Source organism: Paraburkholderia sp. MM5384-R2, from assembly GCF_014201025.1.
GTDB lineage: Bacteria > Pseudomonadota > Gammaproteobacteria > Burkholderiales > Burkholderiaceae > Paraburkholderia > Paraburkholderia tuberum.
Map to the genome: position 1 here is coordinate 262,977 of NZ_JACHDI010000004.1, position 18,643 is coordinate 281,619.

14 protein-coding genes and 2 pseudogenes are annotated in these 18,643 nt (G+C 62.0%); 10 read left to right on the plus strand and 6 right to left on the minus strand.

The features are described from left to right. Positions 1 to 7: 7 nt before the first annotated feature. The 5 genes from HDG37_RS09565 to HDG37_RS09585 form a co-directional block, all read right to left on the minus strand. Entirely contained in the window at positions 8 to 1,972 is a 1,965-nt protein-coding gene (locus HDG37_RS09565; RefSeq protein WP_184046406.1) for an enterotoxin, read from the minus strand. Between the two features lie 447 nt (positions 1,973 to 2,419). Next, a complete protein-coding gene (locus HDG37_RS09570; protein ID WP_221311958.1) occupies positions 2,420 to 3,307 on the minus strand; it encodes an amidohydrolase in 888 nt (295 codons plus the stop codon). 89 nt (positions 3,308 to 3,396) lie between these two features. Next, positions 3,397 to 4,419: a substrate-binding domain-containing protein gene (locus tag HDG37_RS09575; RefSeq protein WP_184046409.1), complete on the minus strand. Its 1,023-nt coding sequence runs from the start codon at positions 4,417 to 4,419 to the stop codon at positions 3,397 to 3,399. 26 nt (positions 4,420 to 4,445) lie between these two features. After that, positions 4,446 to 5,441 (minus strand): ABC transporter permease, encoded by a 996-nt coding sequence (locus tag HDG37_RS09580; RefSeq protein WP_184046411.1) that lies wholly within the window; start codon positions 5,439 to 5,441, stop codon positions 4,446 to 4,448. Between the two features lie 36 nt (positions 5,442 to 5,477). Continuing rightward, entirely contained in the window at positions 5,478 to 7,022 is a 1,545-nt protein-coding gene (locus HDG37_RS09585) for an ATP-binding cassette domain-containing protein (protein ID WP_184046413.1), read from the minus strand. A gap of 191 nt (positions 7,023 to 7,213) precedes the next feature. Here HDG37_RS09585 and HDG37_RS09590 point away from each other — a divergent pair, with 191 nt between their 5' ends. From HDG37_RS09590 to HDG37_RS09610, 5 genes are all read left to right on the plus strand, one after another. Then, positions 7,214 to 8,110: a LysR substrate-binding domain-containing protein gene (locus HDG37_RS09590; RefSeq protein ID WP_184046415.1), complete on the plus strand. Its 897-nt coding sequence runs from the start codon at positions 7,214 to 7,216 to the stop codon at positions 8,108 to 8,110. Between the two features lie 207 nt (positions 8,111 to 8,317). Further along, complete coding sequence (locus tag HDG37_RS09595; RefSeq protein ID WP_184046417.1) at positions 8,318 to 9,067, plus strand: SDR family NAD(P)-dependent oxidoreductase; 750 nt, start codon at positions 8,318 to 8,320, stop codon at positions 9,065 to 9,067. A gap of 78 nt (positions 9,068 to 9,145) precedes the next feature. Then, positions 9,146 to 10,474, plus strand: a complete 1,329-nt coding sequence (locus HDG37_RS09600) for an MFS transporter (protein ID WP_184046419.1) — start codon at positions 9,146 to 9,148, stop codon at positions 10,472 to 10,474. A gap of 38 nt (positions 10,475 to 10,512) precedes the next feature. Then, positions 10,513 to 11,358, plus strand: coding sequence for a transketolase (locus HDG37_RS09605; protein WP_184046421.1), 846 nt, complete (start codon positions 10,513 to 10,515; stop codon positions 11,356 to 11,358). Continuing rightward, the gene (locus tag HDG37_RS09610; RefSeq protein WP_184046423.1) at positions 11,355 to 12,356 is read left to right on the plus strand and encodes a transketolase family protein; all 1,002 of its coding nucleotides are present in this window, start codon (positions 11,355 to 11,357) and stop codon (positions 12,354 to 12,356) included. Before HDG37_RS09605 ends, HDG37_RS09610 begins: the two co-directional genes overlap by 4 nt. 148 nt (positions 12,357 to 12,504) lie before the next feature. Here HDG37_RS09610 and HDG37_RS09615 read toward each other — a convergent pair whose 3' ends face one another. Continuing rightward, positions 12,505 to 13,464 carry a GGDEF domain-containing protein gene (locus HDG37_RS09615; RefSeq protein ID WP_311541206.1) on the minus strand — a complete coding sequence of 320 codons (960 nt, stop codon included), beginning with the start codon at positions 13,462 to 13,464 and terminating at the stop codon, positions 12,505 to 12,507. Positions 13,465 to 13,674: 210 nt separating this feature from the next. On the opposite strand from HDG37_RS09615, the pseudogene HDG37_RS09620 reads away from it, so the two are divergent. The 5 genes and pseudogenes from HDG37_RS09620 to HDG37_RS09640 all read left to right on the plus strand — a co-directional run. Then, positions 13,675 to 13,986, plus strand: a pseudogene (locus tag HDG37_RS09620) (IS4 family transposase); the annotation flags it as partial. Further along, positions 13,985 to 14,233, plus strand: a pseudogene (locus HDG37_RS09625) (transposase); the annotation flags it as partial. The pseudogenes HDG37_RS09620 and HDG37_RS09625, both read left to right, overlap by 2 nt. 645 nt (positions 14,234 to 14,878) lie before the next feature. After that, positions 14,879 to 15,421 (plus strand): (2Fe-2S)-binding protein, encoded by a 543-nt coding sequence (locus HDG37_RS09630; RefSeq protein WP_184046427.1) that lies wholly within the window; start codon positions 14,879 to 14,881, stop codon positions 15,419 to 15,421. Then, complete coding sequence (locus tag HDG37_RS09635; RefSeq protein WP_184046429.1) at positions 15,418 to 16,428, plus strand: xanthine dehydrogenase family protein subunit M; 1,011 nt, start codon at positions 15,418 to 15,420, stop codon at positions 16,426 to 16,428. Before HDG37_RS09630 ends, HDG37_RS09635 begins: the two co-directional genes overlap by 4 nt. After that, entirely contained in the window at positions 16,425 to 18,566 is a 2,142-nt protein-coding gene (locus HDG37_RS09640) for a xanthine dehydrogenase family protein molybdopterin-binding subunit (protein WP_184046431.1), read from the plus strand. Before HDG37_RS09635 ends, HDG37_RS09640 begins: the two co-directional genes overlap by 4 nt. The last annotated feature ends 77 nt before the right edge of the window (positions 18,567 to 18,643 follow it).

Consider the following 18,643-nt stretch of genomic DNA (forward strand, 5'->3'; position numbering starts at 1 on the left):
TCCCCCTTCACCGCTTCGCGGCGGCAACCGGCAGCAGTTCGAGCGTGAGCACTTCGAACGGCGCCAGTTGCACTGCTTGCGACAGATCAGCGTCCAGTTGAACAGGAATACCGGAATCCCCCGCACGCCCAAGGCTGTGCGATTCGAATCGTGCCGCCGCGTGATCCGGCAGTTCCAGTTGGCGCCGCAGGTCGAGTGTGAAGCGTTGCGTGCGACTGTGAGGATTGCGCAGCGTCACGATCGCCTTGCGCGGCGCCCACGCTGCCCAACCGTAGGCCGCCTGTTCGTCCGGCGCCCCGCCGATCCAATGACTGTCGCGAAGAATGTCGCCGTTTTCTCGCGCCCATTGGGCGGCGCGCGCAAGCACATCCCAGTCGTGCTCGCCCAGCAGCGCCGGCGTAATGTAGAGCTCCTGCAATTGCGTGCCGGTCCCGAAGTACGACCACACTTCGTTGGAGAATGCGTCGCCCGACGACGCATTGAGGCGTGGATTGCACTGCGCGTAGAGGATGCCGTGCAGCATCAGCGAATTGAGTGGAAAGAGCGGACTGCGCTCCACGACGTTGTGATACGTCTGCGTATCGCGGTATGTGATCCAGCGCTCGCGATTCGTCCCGCTGCCCGCCAGGCCATCGTCGCTGCCGCCGCGCCAGATGGAGTCGACGTGGCGCAGCCAGAACGGCGACGGATGCGTACCTGTGGTGAGATTGATGAAAATTTCGGGCTTGGCCGCGCGGATGTCCTCGATCAGTTGAATCGCCGCGTCCCAATCGCTGTCGAACAGGCTGCCGGGGAACACCCTGTCGGCATTGCCTGTGCCGTCGAACTTGAAATGGTTGACGCCGCCCTTGTCGAGCAAGTTCATCACGACTTCATGAAAGCGCCGGTAATACGTCGGCCCCGATAATGCGAGACCGTTGTCGATGACCTCATAGCCAGCGGCACGTCCTCGCGTCACGCGTTCCTGTTTCGGCGTACCGTAGCCGCCCCACGGGGAGAGCCATATGCCGGGAGCGGCGCCGAACCGCGCGGCAGCGTCGCGCAGCGGAGCGAAGCCATGTGGAAATGCCTTGCTGAATTGCCAGCCGCCGCCAAGGTCGTCCCAGCCATCGTCGAACAGAAGCGAATCGATCTGCACCCCGCGCGCTGTGTGCAACTCGTGGCCGATTGTTTCGATGCGCTCGAGCGCCTGCTCCTGCGTGTACGGCGTGAGGTAGCCGATGTCGGCCCAACTGTTGTAGTGCAGAAACGGGCGATACGGGCGAGCCCGTTCCCGCTCCAGATAGATGCCGAAGTCGCGCCGAACCTGGCCGTCGCTGGCTACACCTGCCACAGCGGAGTAGACCAGCGTCCTGTTTTTCTCCAGCGGCAACGCGCGATGCAGCATGAAGCTGAGGCTGTCGCCCTTCACCTGACTTGTCGCCAGCGGGTGCTCGAAGCCCAGATAGAAATTGCCCGCAATGACCGGCGTGCCCTTGCGCTCACTACTGGCTCTGGCGCCTGGAGCGCGCGTCTTCAGCAACGACACGGCAGCAATTGCTTCGTCCTGAAGAAGCGCCGTAATCGCCAGCTGGACGCGCAGATATCGTGAACCTTCGCGCTGCTCCACGCTCCATTGCACCTTTAGGCGTCCATGCGTATCTACCAGGGAGACGCTCGTGCGTCGCCCTGCGATTCGTTCGCCCAAGCGGGACGCATGCGGGTTGGGTTCGAGCGCAGCGTCGCTCACGGGCGCAACGACCCTCAGCTCGGCCAGGCTTATGGTGGTTCCGTCAGCGAGCGTGAACGTGAGCGGCGCGACGATGCGTAACGTGCGTTTGCGCTCGCAATCGATCAGTGAGAAACCGGCGAGACGTTTGTCCTCGTTCGTCCAGCGCAATGCAATCGCGTCGTTGCCGAACGAGGAGATATGGCCCGTCGTCTGGAGCACGGGCATGCCAGTTGGCGTAGCCGAAGCATGGTTGGCGCGCATAAAGAAACCTGTCTCGAGCCAGAGGAAGAGATTTTCGCCGCCCCCGCGAATGGCGTCAGATAACGAACTGCGTCGTGGTGGAAGGCGCGAACAGTTCGGCGATAGTCATTGGCCGTTCGGAAAGCCCCTGCGTATGGTGGTAGCGCAAGAACGCGTTGAGCACCGCTTCGTTGCCGGGCGCACCGTAGCGCTCGCCCGAGGCGGCTCCAGAGCGGCGACTCTCAAATCCGCCAACGCGTACTGACGACCCTGTACAGACTGTCGCGGGGCGCCTGCGAACGGCACTTCACGGGCCCATTGCGGCCCCTCGGCAAGTCGGGCATGGTCCGAAGTACCCTCGGCAGGGTGGTTTTCGCGGCAAGCCGGAAAAACGCTCAGTTGGTGCCAGGAAACAAAAGCGTTTCGGGGCCACACCCTGAGGAGAGCCACATCGCAGTATCGGTGATGTCACAGCCTATACACCCGCTCCGCATTGTCGTGAAATAGCGCGCGCCGCTCCTCGGACGAAAATTTTCGTGTAATTTCCTTGAATGCGTCGAACACGGCGTCATAGCTGCTAAACAGTTTGTCGACCGGGAAATTGCTCGCGAACATACAGCGGTTTGACCCGAACGCTTCAATCGCGTGCAGAACGAACGGCCGGATGCTATCCACCGTCCATTTCCAATCGCCCATGCCCAGTCCAGATATCTTGCAGAAAACGTTCGGTGCCGATGCGAGCGATTTCATTCCCTGCTTCCAGCCTTCGATCTCTTCCGGTGTCCGGTCGACTGGCATGCCGGTGTGGTTGAGCACCATCAGCGTATCGGGGAACTCCCGTGCGAGAGACAAGGCCTCCTCCATCTGGGTGTAGTACAACTGCAGATCGAACGACAGGTCGTAGCGCTTGAGCAACGCATAGCCTCGACGCCATTGCGGATCGCTCATCAGATTTGGGTTATCAATAAACGTCTTCACCGGATCGCGGTGGAAATTCAGACACTGACGGATGCCCCGCACGTTGGCGAACCGACAGTGTTCCTCGATCACAGCCTGCGCGTTCGGTGCGGCGAGGTCCGCGAATGCGACGATACCGTGCGGATAACCGTGAACGTCGGCGACGCCCTGGAGCCAGCGCGTCTCGGCGACAGGATCGTTGTGGTCATATTCGACCTGCAGGTGAACCGACTTTACGACGTTCTGATTCCTGATGTCGGCGCGAAAGTCATCGATCAGATAGTCATGGCGAATGGCCGAATAATCACCGAATACGCGCTCGAGCATCGGTCCCTGCAGCCACGGATAGTTACCGATTTTGAGATCGTAAAGATGATGATGCGGATCGATGATCGGCAGATTGTCCATGGTGTCTCCCGTTTAGAGTAAGCCGGAGTACGGCGCCGCTCGCGGCGTACGAACGGCCATACCGCAACCCCACTCAAGTATCAGTAATTACCCGCTGACGGCGGATAGACTCGCTTGACCGTTGCCTGTGTTTCCGGCTGATCGATCGTTGCCTTCGTCACGAGCGGCTCCTTGAGCGCCAGTTCATGGGTCGTCGGCTTATGGTTCAGCGCGTTGAAGACCTGCGTGGTCGCGTCGATTCCCTGCCCGACCGCCTCCTGCAGGAATATCCCCTGGATCGCGCCATCGCGCAGCAGCTTGATCGTCGTCGGGCTACCGTCGGCGGTCACGACGGCAACCTTGCCGACCATGCCGCGCGTTTGCAACGCCTTCGCGGCGCCGGTAGCGGCTTCGTCGTACATGCCGTAGATCGCCTTGACGTCCGGATGCGCCGTCAGCACGTCGTTCGCCTGGGTGACCGCTTCGTTGACGGTCAAGCCGTGCGTCTCTAACACCTGTACGACTTCACACCCATCCGCCTTGAACGACTCCTGCGCGCCCTTCAAATACTTCTGCGCGTTCTCGCGATCCTGCGGCAGCGATAGCACCGCTACCTTATTGCTGCCACGCTCCTTCGCGAGCTTGCAGACATAGGTGCCCTCGGCCTTGCCAGTATCGTAGTTGTCGGCGGTGACCGCCGACGTATAGTCGGTCTGACCGGCTTGCGGCCCGATGCCGGTGAATGCGACCGGGATAGACTTCGACTTCAACAGACGCAAGACCGGTGGCGTGCTGGTCGAACTGACCGGCCCCATGACGATCGCGCTGACACCGCGTGTCATCGCCGTGCGGACGTTGTCCATCTGTTTGGCTGGTGAATTCTCGGAGGTGAACTCGATGTAATCCATGCCGAGTTCCTTCGCCCGTTGCTTCACGCCATACGCCACCCACTGCCAGTACGAAATATCCAGTGACGGCGCGATGTACGCGACGGTCTGCCTGTCTGCCGCGAACGACATCTGCGACGCGAACGCCATGCTGAGCGCCAATGCCGATGCCCCTATCAACCGTCCGAGCGGATGGCCTGAGAACCTGCCGGCCGAGTGCAACGTATGCTTGTCCATCTTTGTCTCCTGGAACTAACCCGTGCTCAACGCCGGGCTTTGGTAACGCGGTCGACGAGGACCGCAATGAGAATGACGACGCCTGTGACGGTGCCTTGCCAGAAGCTGTTGACACCGATGAGGTTCGCGCCGTTCTGAATGATGGTGATCATGAGTGCGCCAAGCAGCGCGCCGATCGCGGAGCCTGTTCCGCCGAAGAGGCTCGCTCCGCCGATCACGACCGCCGCGATCGCCTGCAACATCAGGCTCGAGCCCGCGGTCGCTTCCGCATTGCTGATGTAGGACACGCTGACGATGCTCGCGAATGAAGCGAACAGCCCCGACAGCAGATAGGCGCCCAGCCGCACGCGATTGACCGGGATGCCGATCACGCGGGCCGATGAACTGCTGCTGCCGATCGCATACAGCCACCGCCCCGCGACGACCTTGCGCAGGCAGTACTCGATCGCGACGAGCAGCAGCACGCACCACAGAGCGTAGTTCGGCAGGCCGGGAATCAGCGTTCCCGAATTCAGCAGGTAGTAGTTGGGTTCGGAAATCGGCAGCGAATGGCCGTCCGTAACGATGAATGAAAGGCTTCCCGCGATCGCGTACGTACTCAGCGTCACGACGAACGGCGCCAGCCCGACGAAGGTCACGAGCGCACCGTTGAGTGCACCGATCACGACCCCGACCGACAATCCCGCGAGGCTGCTGACGATTGAGCCATAACCGTGCACCATGGCAAGGCCCGTGACCATGCCGGTCAGCGAAAACACCGAGCCAACGGACAGATCGATCCCGCCTGTAATAATCACGAGCAGTACGCCGAACGCCATGATGACGAGCGGCGCGGCCGCTTGCGTCACGTTGGAAATGTTGCCGCCGGACAGCGCTGCCGGCACGATCATGCTGACCGCCAGCTCGATCACGATGATGGCGATTGCAATGGCAATTTCCGTGCGATAAGTCGAGAGCAAGCGGCGCAATGCGCCACCAGGCTGGCGATGCTCGCCCGCGATCGCGTGAGTGACTGATTTCATGACTGTCTCCAGATAGATATCGTTGTGCAAAGCGGTCTAGGCGGCCATGCCGGTTGCGGCGGCAAGTTGCGTTTCGCTGACGTCGGAATGGCGCAATACTTCGGTAGGCTTACCGTCGAGGTCGAAAGCAAGCACCGTGTCGCACAACTCGACGAGCTCGATGTATTCGGTCGACCACCAGACAATCGTCGTGCCCTGCTGCGCCATCTTGCGGATCAGCCCGTAGATTTCCCGCTTCGTGCGGATGTCCACGCCGCGTGTAGGTTCTTCAAGCACCAGCAGCCTGGGTCGCAGCAATAGCCAGCGGGCCACCAGCAGCTTCTGCTGGGTGCCGCCGCTGAGCGTTGCGGGCAAGTCCCACAGCGAGCCTGCGCGGATTTTCAGCGTTTCAAGTAGTTGAGTGCTCTGTTCGATCTCCGCACGACCCACGACATGCCGCCGCCCGACGACACGCGCAGCGGCGACGAGGTTGTCAACGATTGGCAGGGTGGCGAGGATGCCTTTGTTGGAGCGATCGCCGGAGACAAAGCCGACGCCGTCGCGTGCGCCGGCGCAGGGGTGAGCGTGGCTCACGCGCCTGCCGTCACGCGTGATGGCCCACGCTCCGGCGGGTGCGATACCGGTTAGCGCATCGATAAGCGACGATGGGCCGACAGGTGCGCCAGCGAGACCGACAATCGCGCCTTGGGGAACCTCGATCGCCACGCCATCACGCTCGATGCGAAGCACGCCGGCGGACTGGACCTTGGCGCCATCGTGAGCTTCCCGGTCGGCAAGCGGCGCGGCCTGTGTCAACTGCGCCGACTCTGCTACGCTCTTCGCCGCTTCGTCGACCACAACGCTTTGCCCCATGCATTCAATGATTTCACGGTCCGTGATCGCATCGAGCGCCGCACGGTCGACCGCTGTCTTGCCATCGCGGATGATCGTGCAGACATCGGCGATCTGGCGGATCTCGCGCATCCGGTGCGAGACGAACAGTACAGCGAGCCCCGTGTCGGCGATCAGCCGGCGTATCACCGAAAAGAGCCGGCCCGTTTCCGCCGCAGTCAGATTGGCGGTCGGTTCGTCGAGCAGCAACAACTTCGCCCCTGAGCCGAGCGCGCGGGCGATCTCCACCAGTTGGCGCTCATGCAGCGTCAGGCCGCTGACGAGCCGTCCTGCCGATTCGCGCGCGAAGTGAGGATCGATCAGCGAGAGCGCTTCGATGGCGATGGCCATTGAAGCCCGTTCGCTGTAGCGGGCGGACCCGCGCCGCAAGCGCGGCATCGCGATGTTTTCGGCGACGGATAGATGCGGCAGCAGCGCCAGTTCCTGATTGACCACTGCAATGGTGCCGGCGGCGACATGGCCGCCCACGGATGCGCCGATGTCCTGTCCGTCGAATTCGAGCGAGCCGCCGTCGCGATCGGACTGGCCGGAGATGATTTTGATGAGCGTCGATTTGCCTGCGCCGTTGCCGCCCAGAAACGCGTGCACTTCGCCTGCGGCGATTGAAATATCAAAGCCCTTCAAGACGCTCGTGGGTCCGAAGCTTTTGACGATCGAACGTGCCGTCAGCAGAAAGGACGGATAATTCATCGCTGTCTCCTGCGCAGTTGTTGCGCTGCGCAATATATGTCTATGGTTTACTGCAGTGCTGCCCGTGCATTGACGCGGTCTGCATCAGGAAACTTCACAGCCCTGGTTACGCGGCTTGCCCACAGAATGGCAGTGCGGATGGCGTGCTAACAAGGCGGTTTCATTCAACTGCGACTGAAATAAATTTCACTATGCGCATCCCACCCGTGAAAGCCATCGTCGCTTTCGAGAGCGTGGCCCGAACCAGGAGCGTCAGCCGCGCATCCGAGGAACTTGGTCTGACCGCTTCGGCGGTAAGTCACCAGATCAGCAACCTCGAATCGATCATCGGCCAACCACTTTTCTATCGGTCGGGCCGGGGTCTTGTCCTGACACCGACAGGCGAGCGCTATCTGTCGGACGTGACGGGCTCTCTTGCGGATCTGAGCCGCGCGACCGAGCGCGCATCGAGCCGCGCCGACGTCGATATCCTGCGTGTGCATTCCAGCCCCAGCTTCGGGCTCATGTGGCTGCTGCCCAGGCTCGAATCGTTTCAGGAAGCCAACGGCGATATCCAGTTGAATCTGGCCTGCTCGTATGAAGATGTATCGTTTACCAGTGACTACTACGATATCGACTTGCGGCACGGCTATGCGAACTGGCGCGATCTCGAGGTCAGGACACTGCGCAATGAATTCATCGCGCCGCTTGCCTCGCCGAAATATCTGGAAAGCCACCCGGTCGGAACGCCGGAAGATCTTCTGGCGCATCGTCTGATCTATTCGGAGACGCCGCTCGTCCAATGGAAGCAGTGGTTCGGACGCACCGGTGTGTCCGCTGCGCACAAGACTTTCGATTTCTCGTTTGACCGCTCGTACATGTCACTCGAGACGGCCGCACTCGGCTTGGGCATCGCGCTGGAAAGCCTGATGCTCGCGTCGGTACGGATCAAGGAAGGCGCGCTCGTGCCGGTGTTCGCCGATACACACTCCGTCGAAGTGGGCGCGCATCATCTGGTCTATCCGCCCCAGAACGCGGAGCTCCCACGCGTTGCGCGGTTCATCGCATGGATCGAGCGGGAAATCGGTCACAGGGACCGTACGGCGTAACGGCTGCGCCGAGTCGGCATCAGGGTATCCCTGTACGTGCATGAGCATGCGGGTTGTTGCGGCGCGTCGACACAGCGACCCAGCATGCCTACCGGGCTGGCAGCCGGTTACCTGAAAATTTCTCAAGCATAGTTGAGCGCCACGGTGTTGATGCGAGTGACCGCGTGCCGGACACTGCGTCATCAGATCAACACCCAGGAGACAATCATGCTGCTCGACAACAAGGTCGTTATCGTCACGGGCGCGGCTTCACCGCGCGGAATCGGCAAAGCCACCGCCAAAGCACTGGCCGAGCAAGGCGCACGCATTGTGATCCTCGACCTGCGCGCAGAAGACGCGAAGCAGGCCGCCGCCGATCTCGGCGAAGCCCACCTCGGGCTCGCCTGCGACGTCACCGACAAAGACGCTTGCGTGAAGGCCGCGAAGGCGACGCTCGAACGATACGGCCGCATCGACGGCCTCATCAACAACGCCGGCATCACGCAGCCAGTGCGCACACTGGACATTACCGCCGAGGGCTTCGACGCAATCGTCGACGTCAATCTGCGCGGCACGCTCTATATGTCGCAAGCCGTATTGCCGGCGATGAAAGAGCAGAAAGGCGGCAGCATCGTGTGCATGTCGTCGGTGTCGGCGCAACGAGGCGGTGGTATTTTCGGCGGCCCCCATTACAGCGCCGCGAAGGCCGGCGTGCTCGGTCTTGCCCGTGCGATGGCGCGCGAGTTCGGTCCCGACAGCATTCGCATCAACTCGATCACGCCCGGTCTGATCCAGACCGACATTACCGGCGACAAACTCACCGCGGAGATGCGCGTGGACATCATCAAAGGCATTCCGCTTGGCCGGCTTGGCGATGCTGCCGATGTCGCAAACGCGTGCCTCTTTCTGGTGAGCGATCTGTCAACGTATCTCACCGGCATCACGCTCGACGTGAACGGCGGCATGCTTATTCATTGACTGACAGCGTGCGCCCGAGAGAGGGCGCTGAATTCCAGGTACCCGGGCCAACCCGGGGCCAGTGGATGGAGACAAAACATGAAATCCAAGAATACCGCTTCGCCCATCGAAGGCGGCGTGTTGCCCCTTGCCGACTCGCCCAGCTTCGAATCGAAGACCTACGCGAAAGTAAGCCGTCGGCTCATCCCATTCCTCATGCTGTGCTACCTTGGCGCATATCTCGATCGGGTCAACGTCGGCTTCGCGAAGCTTCAGATGCTCAACGATCTGCGCTTTAGCGAGACCGTCTACGGCATGGGCGCAGGCATCTTCTTTCTCGGCTATTTTCTGTTCGAAGTGCCGAGCAACCTCGTCCTTCACCGTGTCGGCGCGCGCAAATGGCTCGCGCGAATCATGCTCACGTGGGCGGTGATTTCCGCGAGCTTCGTTTTTGTGAAATCACCGACGGCGTTCTACGTGTTGCGATTTCTGCTGGGCGTCGCTGAAGCGGGCTTCGCACCTGGCGTAATTCTCTATCTGACCTACTGGTTTCCGGCTGCTCGCCGAGCGAAGGCGCTCTCGCTGTTTTTTATGGCGATTCCGCTGGCCGGCATAATCGGCGGTCCGCTTTCGGGCTGGATTTTGCACTCGCTGCATGGCACGCTGGATATGGCCGGCTGGAAATGGCTGTTCCTGCTCGAAGCGCTGCCCTCGCTCGTGCTCGGTATAGCGATCCTGCTGTATCTCGATGACAGCATCGTCAAGGCAAAGTGGCTCACCGAATCGGAAAAGACCCTGCTCGCACGCAATGTCGCGAGCGATAACGCGCATAAGATCGCCCACGTCTCGGTCAGATCGTTCATCGGGGACCGTCGCTTGTGGCTGATGGCCGCGATCTACTTCTGCGTCGTGCTCGGCCAGTACGGTCTGACGTTCTGGCTGCCGACGATCATCCGCAAGTCCGGCGTTGCCGATCCGCTGTGGGTGGGACTGTTCACTGCGATCCCGTATCTGTGCGCCATCATCGCGCTGCCCTTGATCGGCATGAGCGCTGACCGTCGCCGCGAGCGCCGGCTGCACCTGGCGATTCCGATGCTGGTCGCCGCCGCGGGCTTCGCCGTATTGCCCACGCTCGGCAGCATCCCCGCCTCGATCGTCTGTTTGAGTATCGCGGCAGCAGGCATCCTCGCCTCGTCGTCGCAGTTCTGGTCGTTGCCGACAGCCTTGCTAGGCGGCATGTCTGCCGCAGCCGGAATAGCTGCCGTGAACTGCGTCGCCAATCTCGCCGGCTTCTTTTCTCCAGCGATCGTGGGCTGGCTGAACGACCTGACAGGTAAGTCAACAGCGGGGCTGATCTTCATCTCGACCGCTATCACGCTCGGTGCCTGCCTTGTCTTCCTGGTGCCCGCTAAAACCGTGAACCGCTGAACCTCCTTCACCCATTCCGACTGATCACAGGAGACGACATGAACAGTCCATCCAATGCCTCGACGGCATCGCTTGCCGAGCACGCTTACCGTATCCGCAGAAACGCCCTGTTGATGGGCGAAGTCCAGGGACAAGGCTACATCGGGCAAGCGCTCGACATCGCCGATGTGCTGGCCGTTGCTTACTTTGGCGCGATGCGCTATCGCCCCGAAGACCCTGAGTGGGAAGAGCGCGACCGCTTCCTGTTGTCCAACGGACATTACGCAATCGCGCTGTATGCGGCGCTGCTCGAAGCAGGCATTCTGCCGGCCGAAGAGCTAGAAACCTACGGCAGCGACGATAGCCGCTTGCCGATGTCCGGCATGGCCAGCTATACGCCTGGCATGGAGATGTCCGGTGGTTCGCTCGGCCACGGCCTGACCATCGCGGTCGGACGGTGCCTCGGACTCAAGCGCAAGCATTCTGCTTCGTTCGTGTACACGCTGTTCTCTGACGGCGAACTGGATGAAGGCGCGATCTGGGAAGGCATCATGTCGGCAAGCCACTGGAAGCTCGACAACCTGATCGCGGTGGTCGACGTGAACAACCAGCAGGCCGACGGCCCGTCCACGCAGATCATGGCGTTCGAGCCGCTGGTCGAAAAACTGGAGGCGTTCGGCTGGTTCACGCAACGCGTCGACGGCAACGATATTGCCGCCGTGGCCGCTGCGTTCGACGCGGCCCGCGCGCATCCCATTGCGCAACCGCGCATGATCATCGCCGATACACGCATGGGTTGCGGCGTGCCGTTTCTCGAAGAACGCGAGAAGAACCACTTTATCCGCGTCGATGCCCACGAATGGCAATTGGCGCTGCAGGCACTCGAAGCAGGGAGACAAGTATGAGCAACGCAACGACAAGCAAGCCGCGCCTGAAGACCTCGGCCATGATCGCCTCGATCGCCGGCGAAGGACAGATCACGCGTTCGGCGCCTTTCGGCCACGCACTGGTGGAATTGGCACGGCAGAACACGAACGTCGTCGGCATGACGGCCGACCTCGGCAAGTACACCGACCTGCACATTTTCGCCAGGGAGTTTCCCGAGCGCTACTACCAGATGGGCATGGCGGAGCAATTGCTGATGGGCGCGGCGGCCGGCCTTGCGCACGAGGGCGCGCAACCGTTCGTCACGACCTATGCGGTATTCGCTACGCGCCGCGCCTATGACTTCATGCATCAGGCCATCGCCGAGGACAACCTCGACGTCAAGATCGTCTGCGCATTGCCGGGTCTGACTACTGGCTATGGTCCGAGGCACCAGGCGGCTGAAGATATCGCGTTGATGCGCGCGATGCCGAACATGACGGTGATCGACCCGTGCGATGCGCTCGATATCGAACAGATGGTGCCGGCGATTTCCGCACATAAAGGACCGGTGTACGCGCGCCTGCTACGCGGCAACGTACCAGCTGTGCTCGACGAATACGACTACACCTTCGAACTCGGCAAAGCGAAGATGCTGCGCGACGGCGCCGACGTGCTGATCATCTCCTCCGGCATCATGACGATGCGCGCACTTGAAGCGGCGAAGGCGTTTGAAAAAGACCGGATCGACGTGGGCGTGCTGCACGTACCGACCGTCAAGCCGCTCGACACCGAGACGATTCTCCGCGAAGCGAAGCGCTCGGGCCGACTCGTGGTGGTAGCGGAGAACCACACGGTAATTGGCGGTCTCGGCGAAGCGGTGGCGGCGGAACTGATGCGCGCGGGCGTGTCCTGTCCGTTCCGGCAGGTGGGACTGCCGGATGCGTTCCTTGCTGCCGGTGCATTACCTACGCTCCATGACCGCTACGGAATTTCCACGTCGACGATGGTTGAGGCGATCAAGCGGTGGTTGGTCTGAGGCGTCGCGCTTTCCCGGGGCGAAGTGAAAGCCATAGTTGTTGACCGTTCGACGCGCACATGCTCCCAGATACGAGCGGCCGCGGCCCGGCACCTGCATCAAATGCGCTCGCCAACACGAGCAGGGCACCGCCGGGAACCCTGTCCGCTTACACGCCGGCACCCGTCTCATCGAAGAATGAGGTTTTGTCCATCCCGTTCGCTTTGGCGCGATACATCGCGCTATCGGCCTGGCGCATCAGGGCGTGCGCATCAAGACGTCCGTCCGCGCTATTGGCACCGAGCATGCGCACGCCAATGCTGGCCGATACGGCGACGGGATGACCGCCGATCTCTCGAAGCCCATGAAGGATGTCGTGAATACCGTCGGCAATCGCGCGCGCGCCGGCGTCGCCATGCACGTGGCGGGCGAGCACCGCGAACTCGTCGCCTCCCAGGCGGGCAACCGTATCGCCGCGGCGAATGCGGGTCTGCAGACCGTTGGCGAAGCACTGCAACAGTTCATCACCCACCGCATGCCCATAAGCGTCATTGACGTATCTGAAGCCGTCGAGATCGATGAACAGCAAGACAGACTGTCCTTTATCGTCGTCTCGCGCCGCAGTCGCTTTGGCGATCGCCTGCTCGAGGCGAGTGCGGTTGCTGAGTCCTGTCAGAGGGTCCGTCGCAGCCTGCCGTTCGAGCCGATGCACGAGGGCCATCAAGTACACGGAAGTCGCCGCGATGCTGAGCATGATGCCCAATCCCACCGCGAGGTTTTCACTCCACCACGGCTCGACGTGCATCAGAATCACGACGCCTGCAAGCGCAACTGCACATGAAAGTAGCAACGGCCGCTTGCCGTGGCGGCAACCGGCACCCACAAGGAACCAGAACACGACCCAGAGCAAGGGCAGCGCCAAGCGCCGGCCGAGCGCCAAGGCAGTCATGACAAGCGCCTGGTCTGCAATGGTGGTGACCGTCAATCGAAGGCGCGGCCGAACTGTCGCGGCGGTCGCGGCTATGTATGTCACCACGCCGAATACCACGTATGCGAAAACCACGCCCAGAGTGTCATACGCGGCGGCCGTGCGTTGGAGCGCGGCGACGGCGATATAGCCGATCAACACGACCGTGCCCAAGCATATACGGAGGAGCGCCTGCTCCTTCTCAGGTTGTCCGCGAAAGACACCTAGAAAGAATGGCACTTACTTAAGCCAGCATGGAGGAGAGGACGCGGGTAAGTACTTGAAGAGAAACGGAGGAGGCTGATCCAGGGATTGACAGGATGGTTGTTACCAGGCAAACACCCGTCTCATTCCAAGGACCAGCCCCCATGGATCCGCAATGCACGAAATCATCACAGGCAAACGCTTGGCGGCGTTCAAAGCCGGGCACGCAGGGCCCAGGCGGTTGACGACTTCAACATACTGACGAGCCCTGGGCGGTTGGACATAACGGAAGCGCATTTGCCAGAACATCGGGAACGGCTGTATCCGCCGACGGTGACGCTGTCGATGTTCATGCGCCAGGCGCTGGAAGAGGACGCCTCCTGTCAGAAGGCGGTCAACGGGTGGGCCGCGCAGCGAGCTGCCGACGGGCTGCGACCCATGAGTGTGCGCACGGGAGGCTACTGCCGCGCTCGCCAGAGGAAAAGTCCAACTGTTGGGAATAAGTAAGCGAGGGGATACGTATTTGCGCACTCTGCTGATCCACGGGGCGCGCAGTGTGCTGCATCACACGAAGGAGCCAGGTAATTGGCTCCGGCAAATCAGCCTTCGCCGTCCCTCGAATGTTGTGGCGGTCGCGCTCGCCAACAAGATGGCGCGAACAATCTGGGCGATGCTGGCGCATGATCGCCCATATGAACGTGCGCACATCAGCGTCAAGCCTGCTTGATTGCCGGGCCTTGCCCTCACGTGGGGAAGTCAATTTTATAAGCAAGTGAAACGTCAAAGTTGCGCTGGCAAACGTAAGTGATGACGACACAGGTCGGACCGGGACTCGCGAAACCTGGGAATAACCAAGAGCTTCGAGCTCGCGTTAAGAATGAGGAGCGAGTCAGCGGAATTCATAGGGGCCAGCGGCCGGTCAGGCTGCACACAAGGCCGGATATAGTGGAATGGCCTCGTCCCACCCTCGGTTGTGAAACACGCGCCGCGGCACACTCACAGCCATGTGAATGAGGGCAGACGTCGAAAAACCTTTAACGCGTGCAGCCAACCGACGTCAGGCACAGGTCGTTGCAAACCGGCCAGTTCTCGACGGAGAAGGGTAGCCATCACCTACATCGACTGCATTTCGCTGGCGCCTGGGGCCTGGGACCTGGGGCCTCAATCAGCATCAGGTCGAAATCGGCTCACCTAATCCTGGCCCGCTCGCAAGTGTCGAGCGAGTGCATGCGAGCAGCTCGCTGTTACAGTTCGAGCCGGATCGATTCTTTGGGAGACGGTGCGGAAGCAGGAGGGATATCGTCCCTTGATATCGACTCCATATGGTCTATATACAAGCAGAGTGATTGTTGAAACCGGCAAGGAATTGGGAATGGACGACGCTACTTTCGGGGAGCAATTAGCTCCAAATGGAGACGCCGGGCTGCCCTGGTCAAGCAGCATCACGGTGGCGATGCGTGTGAACGGCCAGCCGCGGGCCGCTACGGTGAATCCGCGCGTCACGCTGCTCGACTGGTTGCGCGAAGACTCGGGTCTCAGCGGCGCCAAGAAGGGCTGTAATGAAGGCGCATGCGGCACCTGCACCGTGCTGGTCGACGGCAAGCGGATGAACAGCTGTCTGACGCTCGTCGTGCAATGTGACGGCTGCGAGGTCACGACTGTCGAAGGTCTGGCCGCCTCCGACGGGACGCTGCATCCGGTACAACAGGCATTTATCGAGCACGATGCCTTTCAGTGCGGCTATTGCACGCCCGGGCAAATCGTCTCCGCGGTCGCCTGCATCGCTGAAGGGCACGCGACCGATGAGGCGAGCGTTCGCGAATGGATGAGCGGCAATCTGTGCCGCTGCTCTTGCTATCCGCAGATCGCGGCGGCCGTGCTCGATGCCGCCGGCGCGGCCGGGCACGAACGATGAAAAACTTCGAATACGCGCGTGGCGTAACCGCGCAACAGGTAGTCGCGTCGTTGGCGGCGGGCAACGTGGCGATCATCGCGGGCGGTACGGAGCTGCTCAACTGGATGCGGCTCGGCATCGCAGCGCCCGATCGCGTCATCGATGTCGGTGGACTCACAGGTCTCGTTCGTATTGTGCGCGAGCGTGACGATCTGGTGATCGGCGCGCTGACGGACCTGAACGTGATCGGTGAAGACGCGCTCGTCGGCGCCCACGCGAGCGCGCTGGCTCAAGCCTGTCTGCTCGCCGCCTCGGCGCAGGTGCGCAACCGCGCGACGCTGGGCGGCAATGTGATGCAAAAGACGCGATGCGCTTATTTTCGTTCGGAAGCGCCGTTGCCATGGGGCTGCAACAAGCGCAATCCCGGGTCGGGCTGCCCCGCGCGCAATGGCATCAACGAACGGCATGCAATTTTTGGCTGGACCGATGCATGCGTCGCAGTTCAACCGTCCGATCCGGCTGTGGCACTGGCTTGTCTGGATGCGACAGCTGAGGTCATCGGGCCGAACGGCGGTCGAATGATCAAGATGACGGAGTTCCACCTGACGCAGCAGGAAGCGGCCGGCATGGGCGGCGATGCCGCCCGGCTCGAGACGAGACTGGCTGCCGACGAAGTGATCGTCTCCTTTCACATACCCATCCGCGCGGACACACGATCGGCCTACGTAAAAGTCCGCGAGCGCGCCAGCTACGAATATGCGCTGGTCTCGGCAGCCGCATCCGTGGAGCTCGATCGGGATCGCATTGTGTCGGCGCGCATCGCACTTGGCTCGGTGGCGCAACGCCCGTGGCGCCTTCCAGCCGCGGAGGTGTCGCTGGCCGGGCAGGCGCCGACCAGGGAAGTGGTCACGCCGATTGTCGACGCGGCAATGAGCGACGCCCGGCCGCTCGCTCACAATGGCTACAAGGTGACGATGGCGCGCAATGCCGCGGTGCGTGCGTTACTGACGGCAGCAGGGCGATCATGAGCATCGGCACGGCGGTCTCCCGCGTGGAAGGCCAGGCGAAGGTCACGGGACAGGCGAAATTCGCGACTGACAACACGCCGCCCGGCACGCTTCATGCGGCGTTGGTCGGCGCGCCCGTCGCGTCGGGCCGGCTGATCGCCGTGGATGCCACCACGGCACTTACCTTACCGGGTGTGGTGCGGGTGCTTACCGCGCACGATATGCCGCGATTCGGTGCGGTTCAGCCGCCAGCGGCGGTGCTCGCACTGCCGTTGCAAAACGACGCGATTCGGTACGAAGGCGAGCCGGTCGCAATCGTGCTTGCGGAATCCATCGAGGCGGCGGAAGCCGGCCGCGATGCCGTGCTTGTCCGTTGCGAGCGCGACGACCCCGTCCTTCCCGGCGCCGCGACGCGCGAGCCGCCGCCCGAGCCACGCATGCTCGGCGACGATCTGGAGATGGGCGACGTCGATGCGATTTTCGGAACCGCACAGGCAAGCGTGGCGGCGACGTATATTCAAGCCGCGCGTCACCACAATGCGATGGAGACATCGGGCACCGTTGCGCGATTCGAGCACGGCAAGCTCACGCTGTGGGATGCGGTTCAGGCGAGCGAGAATGTGCCGCTTGTCGTAGCCGCGGCACTCGGCATGAGGCCGGACGACATTCACGTGATCGCACCGCACACGGGCGGCGGGTTCGGCTCGAAGGGATATGTGTGGCCGCACCAGATTCTTGCCGCCGCCGCGGCACGCGTCGCGGGGCGGCCCGTGAAGCTTCATCTGCGGCGTCACGATCAGTTCGTCTGCGTCGGCTATCAGCCGTGGGTGAAACAGGACATCAAGCTTGCGGCAACGGCGGACGGCCGGCTCAGCGCCATCGATCACGAAATCGTCAATTCGAGCGCGATTGCGGACACGCATCTGGAGCCCGCAAGCGAAGCAAGCAAGACGCTTTATGCGTCGCCCGCCATTCGCACCAGGCAGTGGCTGGAGCGGCGCAACATCAACGTGCCCACGCCAATGCGCGCGCCGGTGGAAGGTCCGGGGCTATGGGCGCTCGAAAGCGCGATGGACGAACTCGCCGTGGCGCTGAAGATCGACCCGCTCGATCTACGACTGGCGAACTACGCCGAGGTCGATCCGCATACGAACAAGCCTTGGTCGTCAAAAAAGCTTCGCGAGGCGTATGAGGAAGGCGCGCGCCTTTATGGCTGGCGCACGCGCGGCGAGACGCCACGACGAGACGGAGCGTGGCGCATCGGACATGGGATGGCGACGAGCTCAATGGGCAATTTCCGCTTTCCCGGCGGGGCGCGCGTGCGCCTGAGGTCCGACGGCACGGCGCTGATCGAGGCGAACACGCACGATATCGGCACCGGCACGCAGACGGTCTTTTGCCAGATCGCAGCCGAAGAGCTGGGCTTGCCGATCGAGAACGTGTCGATTGTGTGGGGCGATACCAACCTTCATCCGGCGAGTCCCGTCTATGGATCGAGCGCCACGGGCAGCACGGGAAGCGCGATCGCACTGGCTTGCCGGGAAATCAACGCGAAGCTCGATGCGCTCGGCGGGAAAGACGTTCGCGCGAGCCTGCGGCGGGCTAATCTACCGGAGATGGTCGCGGACGGTGCGTTCACGCTTGCGGGTGGCGCCAGCTTCAGCGCGGACGGCGACGGTACGCCATACGCGATGCGGACGTGGGGTGCGATCTTTGTCGAAGTAGGCGTCGATCCCGAGCTTGGCCTCGTGCGCTTGCGCCGGGCGGTGGGTGCCTATTCCGCGGGCCGGATCATCAATCCGAAAACGGCGCGAAGCCAGATGACGGGCGCGATCATCTGGGGTTGGGGCAAGGCGACGATGGAAGAAAGCGTGCAGGAGCCCAATACCGGTGGCTGGCTCGCGAAGAATCTGTCGAACGTGGCGGTCCCGGTGAATGCGGACATTCCGCTCGATATCAAGATCCACTTCGTCAGTGAGTATGATCCGCATGCAAGTGCGATCGGTACCCGCGGCATCGGAGAGCTCGGCGCGACCGGCGTGGATGCCGCAGTGGCCGCAGCCGTCTTCGACGCCATTGGCTTGCGTGTGCGCGACCTGCCCATTTTGCCGGGCAAGATACTGGCAGGCCTTTCGAGTCGGCACGCCGCTGCGGGATAGCAATGCGGCTCGGTCGTGAGTTGAGTGCTCAGGACGGACGGCACCGCAGTTTTGCGCGGATATTTTCAGTTAAGCGA

What these genes read in the sequence shown, in the direction of transcription:
- HDG37_RS09565 (WP_184046406.1), bottom strand. Translation starts at nt 1,972, where the DNA reads ATGCGCGCCAACCATGCTTCGGCTACGCCAACTGGCATGCCCGTGCTC.
- HDG37_RS09575 (WP_184046409.1), bottom strand. Translation starts at nt 4,419, where the DNA reads ATGGACAAGCATACGTTGCACTCGGCCGGCAGGTTCTCAGGCCATCCG.
- HDG37_RS09600 (WP_184046419.1), top strand. Translation starts at nt 9,146, where the DNA reads ATGAAATCCAAGAATACCGCTTCGCCCATCGAAGGCGGCGTGTTGCCC.
- HDG37_RS09595 (WP_184046417.1), top strand. Translation starts at nt 8,318, where the DNA reads ATGCTGCTCGACAACAAGGTCGTTATCGTCACGGGCGCGGCTTCACCG.
- HDG37_RS09585 (WP_184046413.1), bottom strand. Translation starts at nt 7,022, where the DNA reads ATGAATTATCCGTCCTTTCTGCTGACGGCACGTTCGATCGTCAAAAGC.
- HDG37_RS09605 (WP_184046421.1), top strand. Translation starts at nt 10,513, where the DNA reads ATGAACAGTCCATCCAATGCCTCGACGGCATCGCTTGCCGAGCACGCT.
- HDG37_RS09630 (WP_184046427.1), top strand. Translation starts at nt 14,879, where the DNA reads ATGGACGACGCTACTTTCGGGGAGCAATTAGCTCCAAATGGAGACGCC.
- HDG37_RS09635 (WP_184046429.1), top strand. Translation starts at nt 15,418, where the DNA reads ATGAAAAACTTCGAATACGCGCGTGGCGTAACCGCGCAACAGGTAGTC.
- HDG37_RS09580 (WP_184046411.1), bottom strand. Translation starts at nt 5,441, where the DNA reads ATGAAATCAGTCACTCACGCGATCGCGGGCGAGCATCGCCAGCCTGGT.
- HDG37_RS09590 (WP_184046415.1), top strand. Translation starts at nt 7,214, where the DNA reads ATGCGCATCCCACCCGTGAAAGCCATCGTCGCTTTCGAGAGCGTGGCC.
- HDG37_RS09640 (WP_184046431.1), top strand. Translation starts at nt 16,425, where the DNA reads ATGAGCATCGGCACGGCGGTCTCCCGCGTGGAAGGCCAGGCGAAGGTC.
- HDG37_RS09610 (WP_184046423.1), top strand. Translation starts at nt 11,355, where the DNA reads ATGAGCAACGCAACGACAAGCAAGCCGCGCCTGAAGACCTCGGCCATG.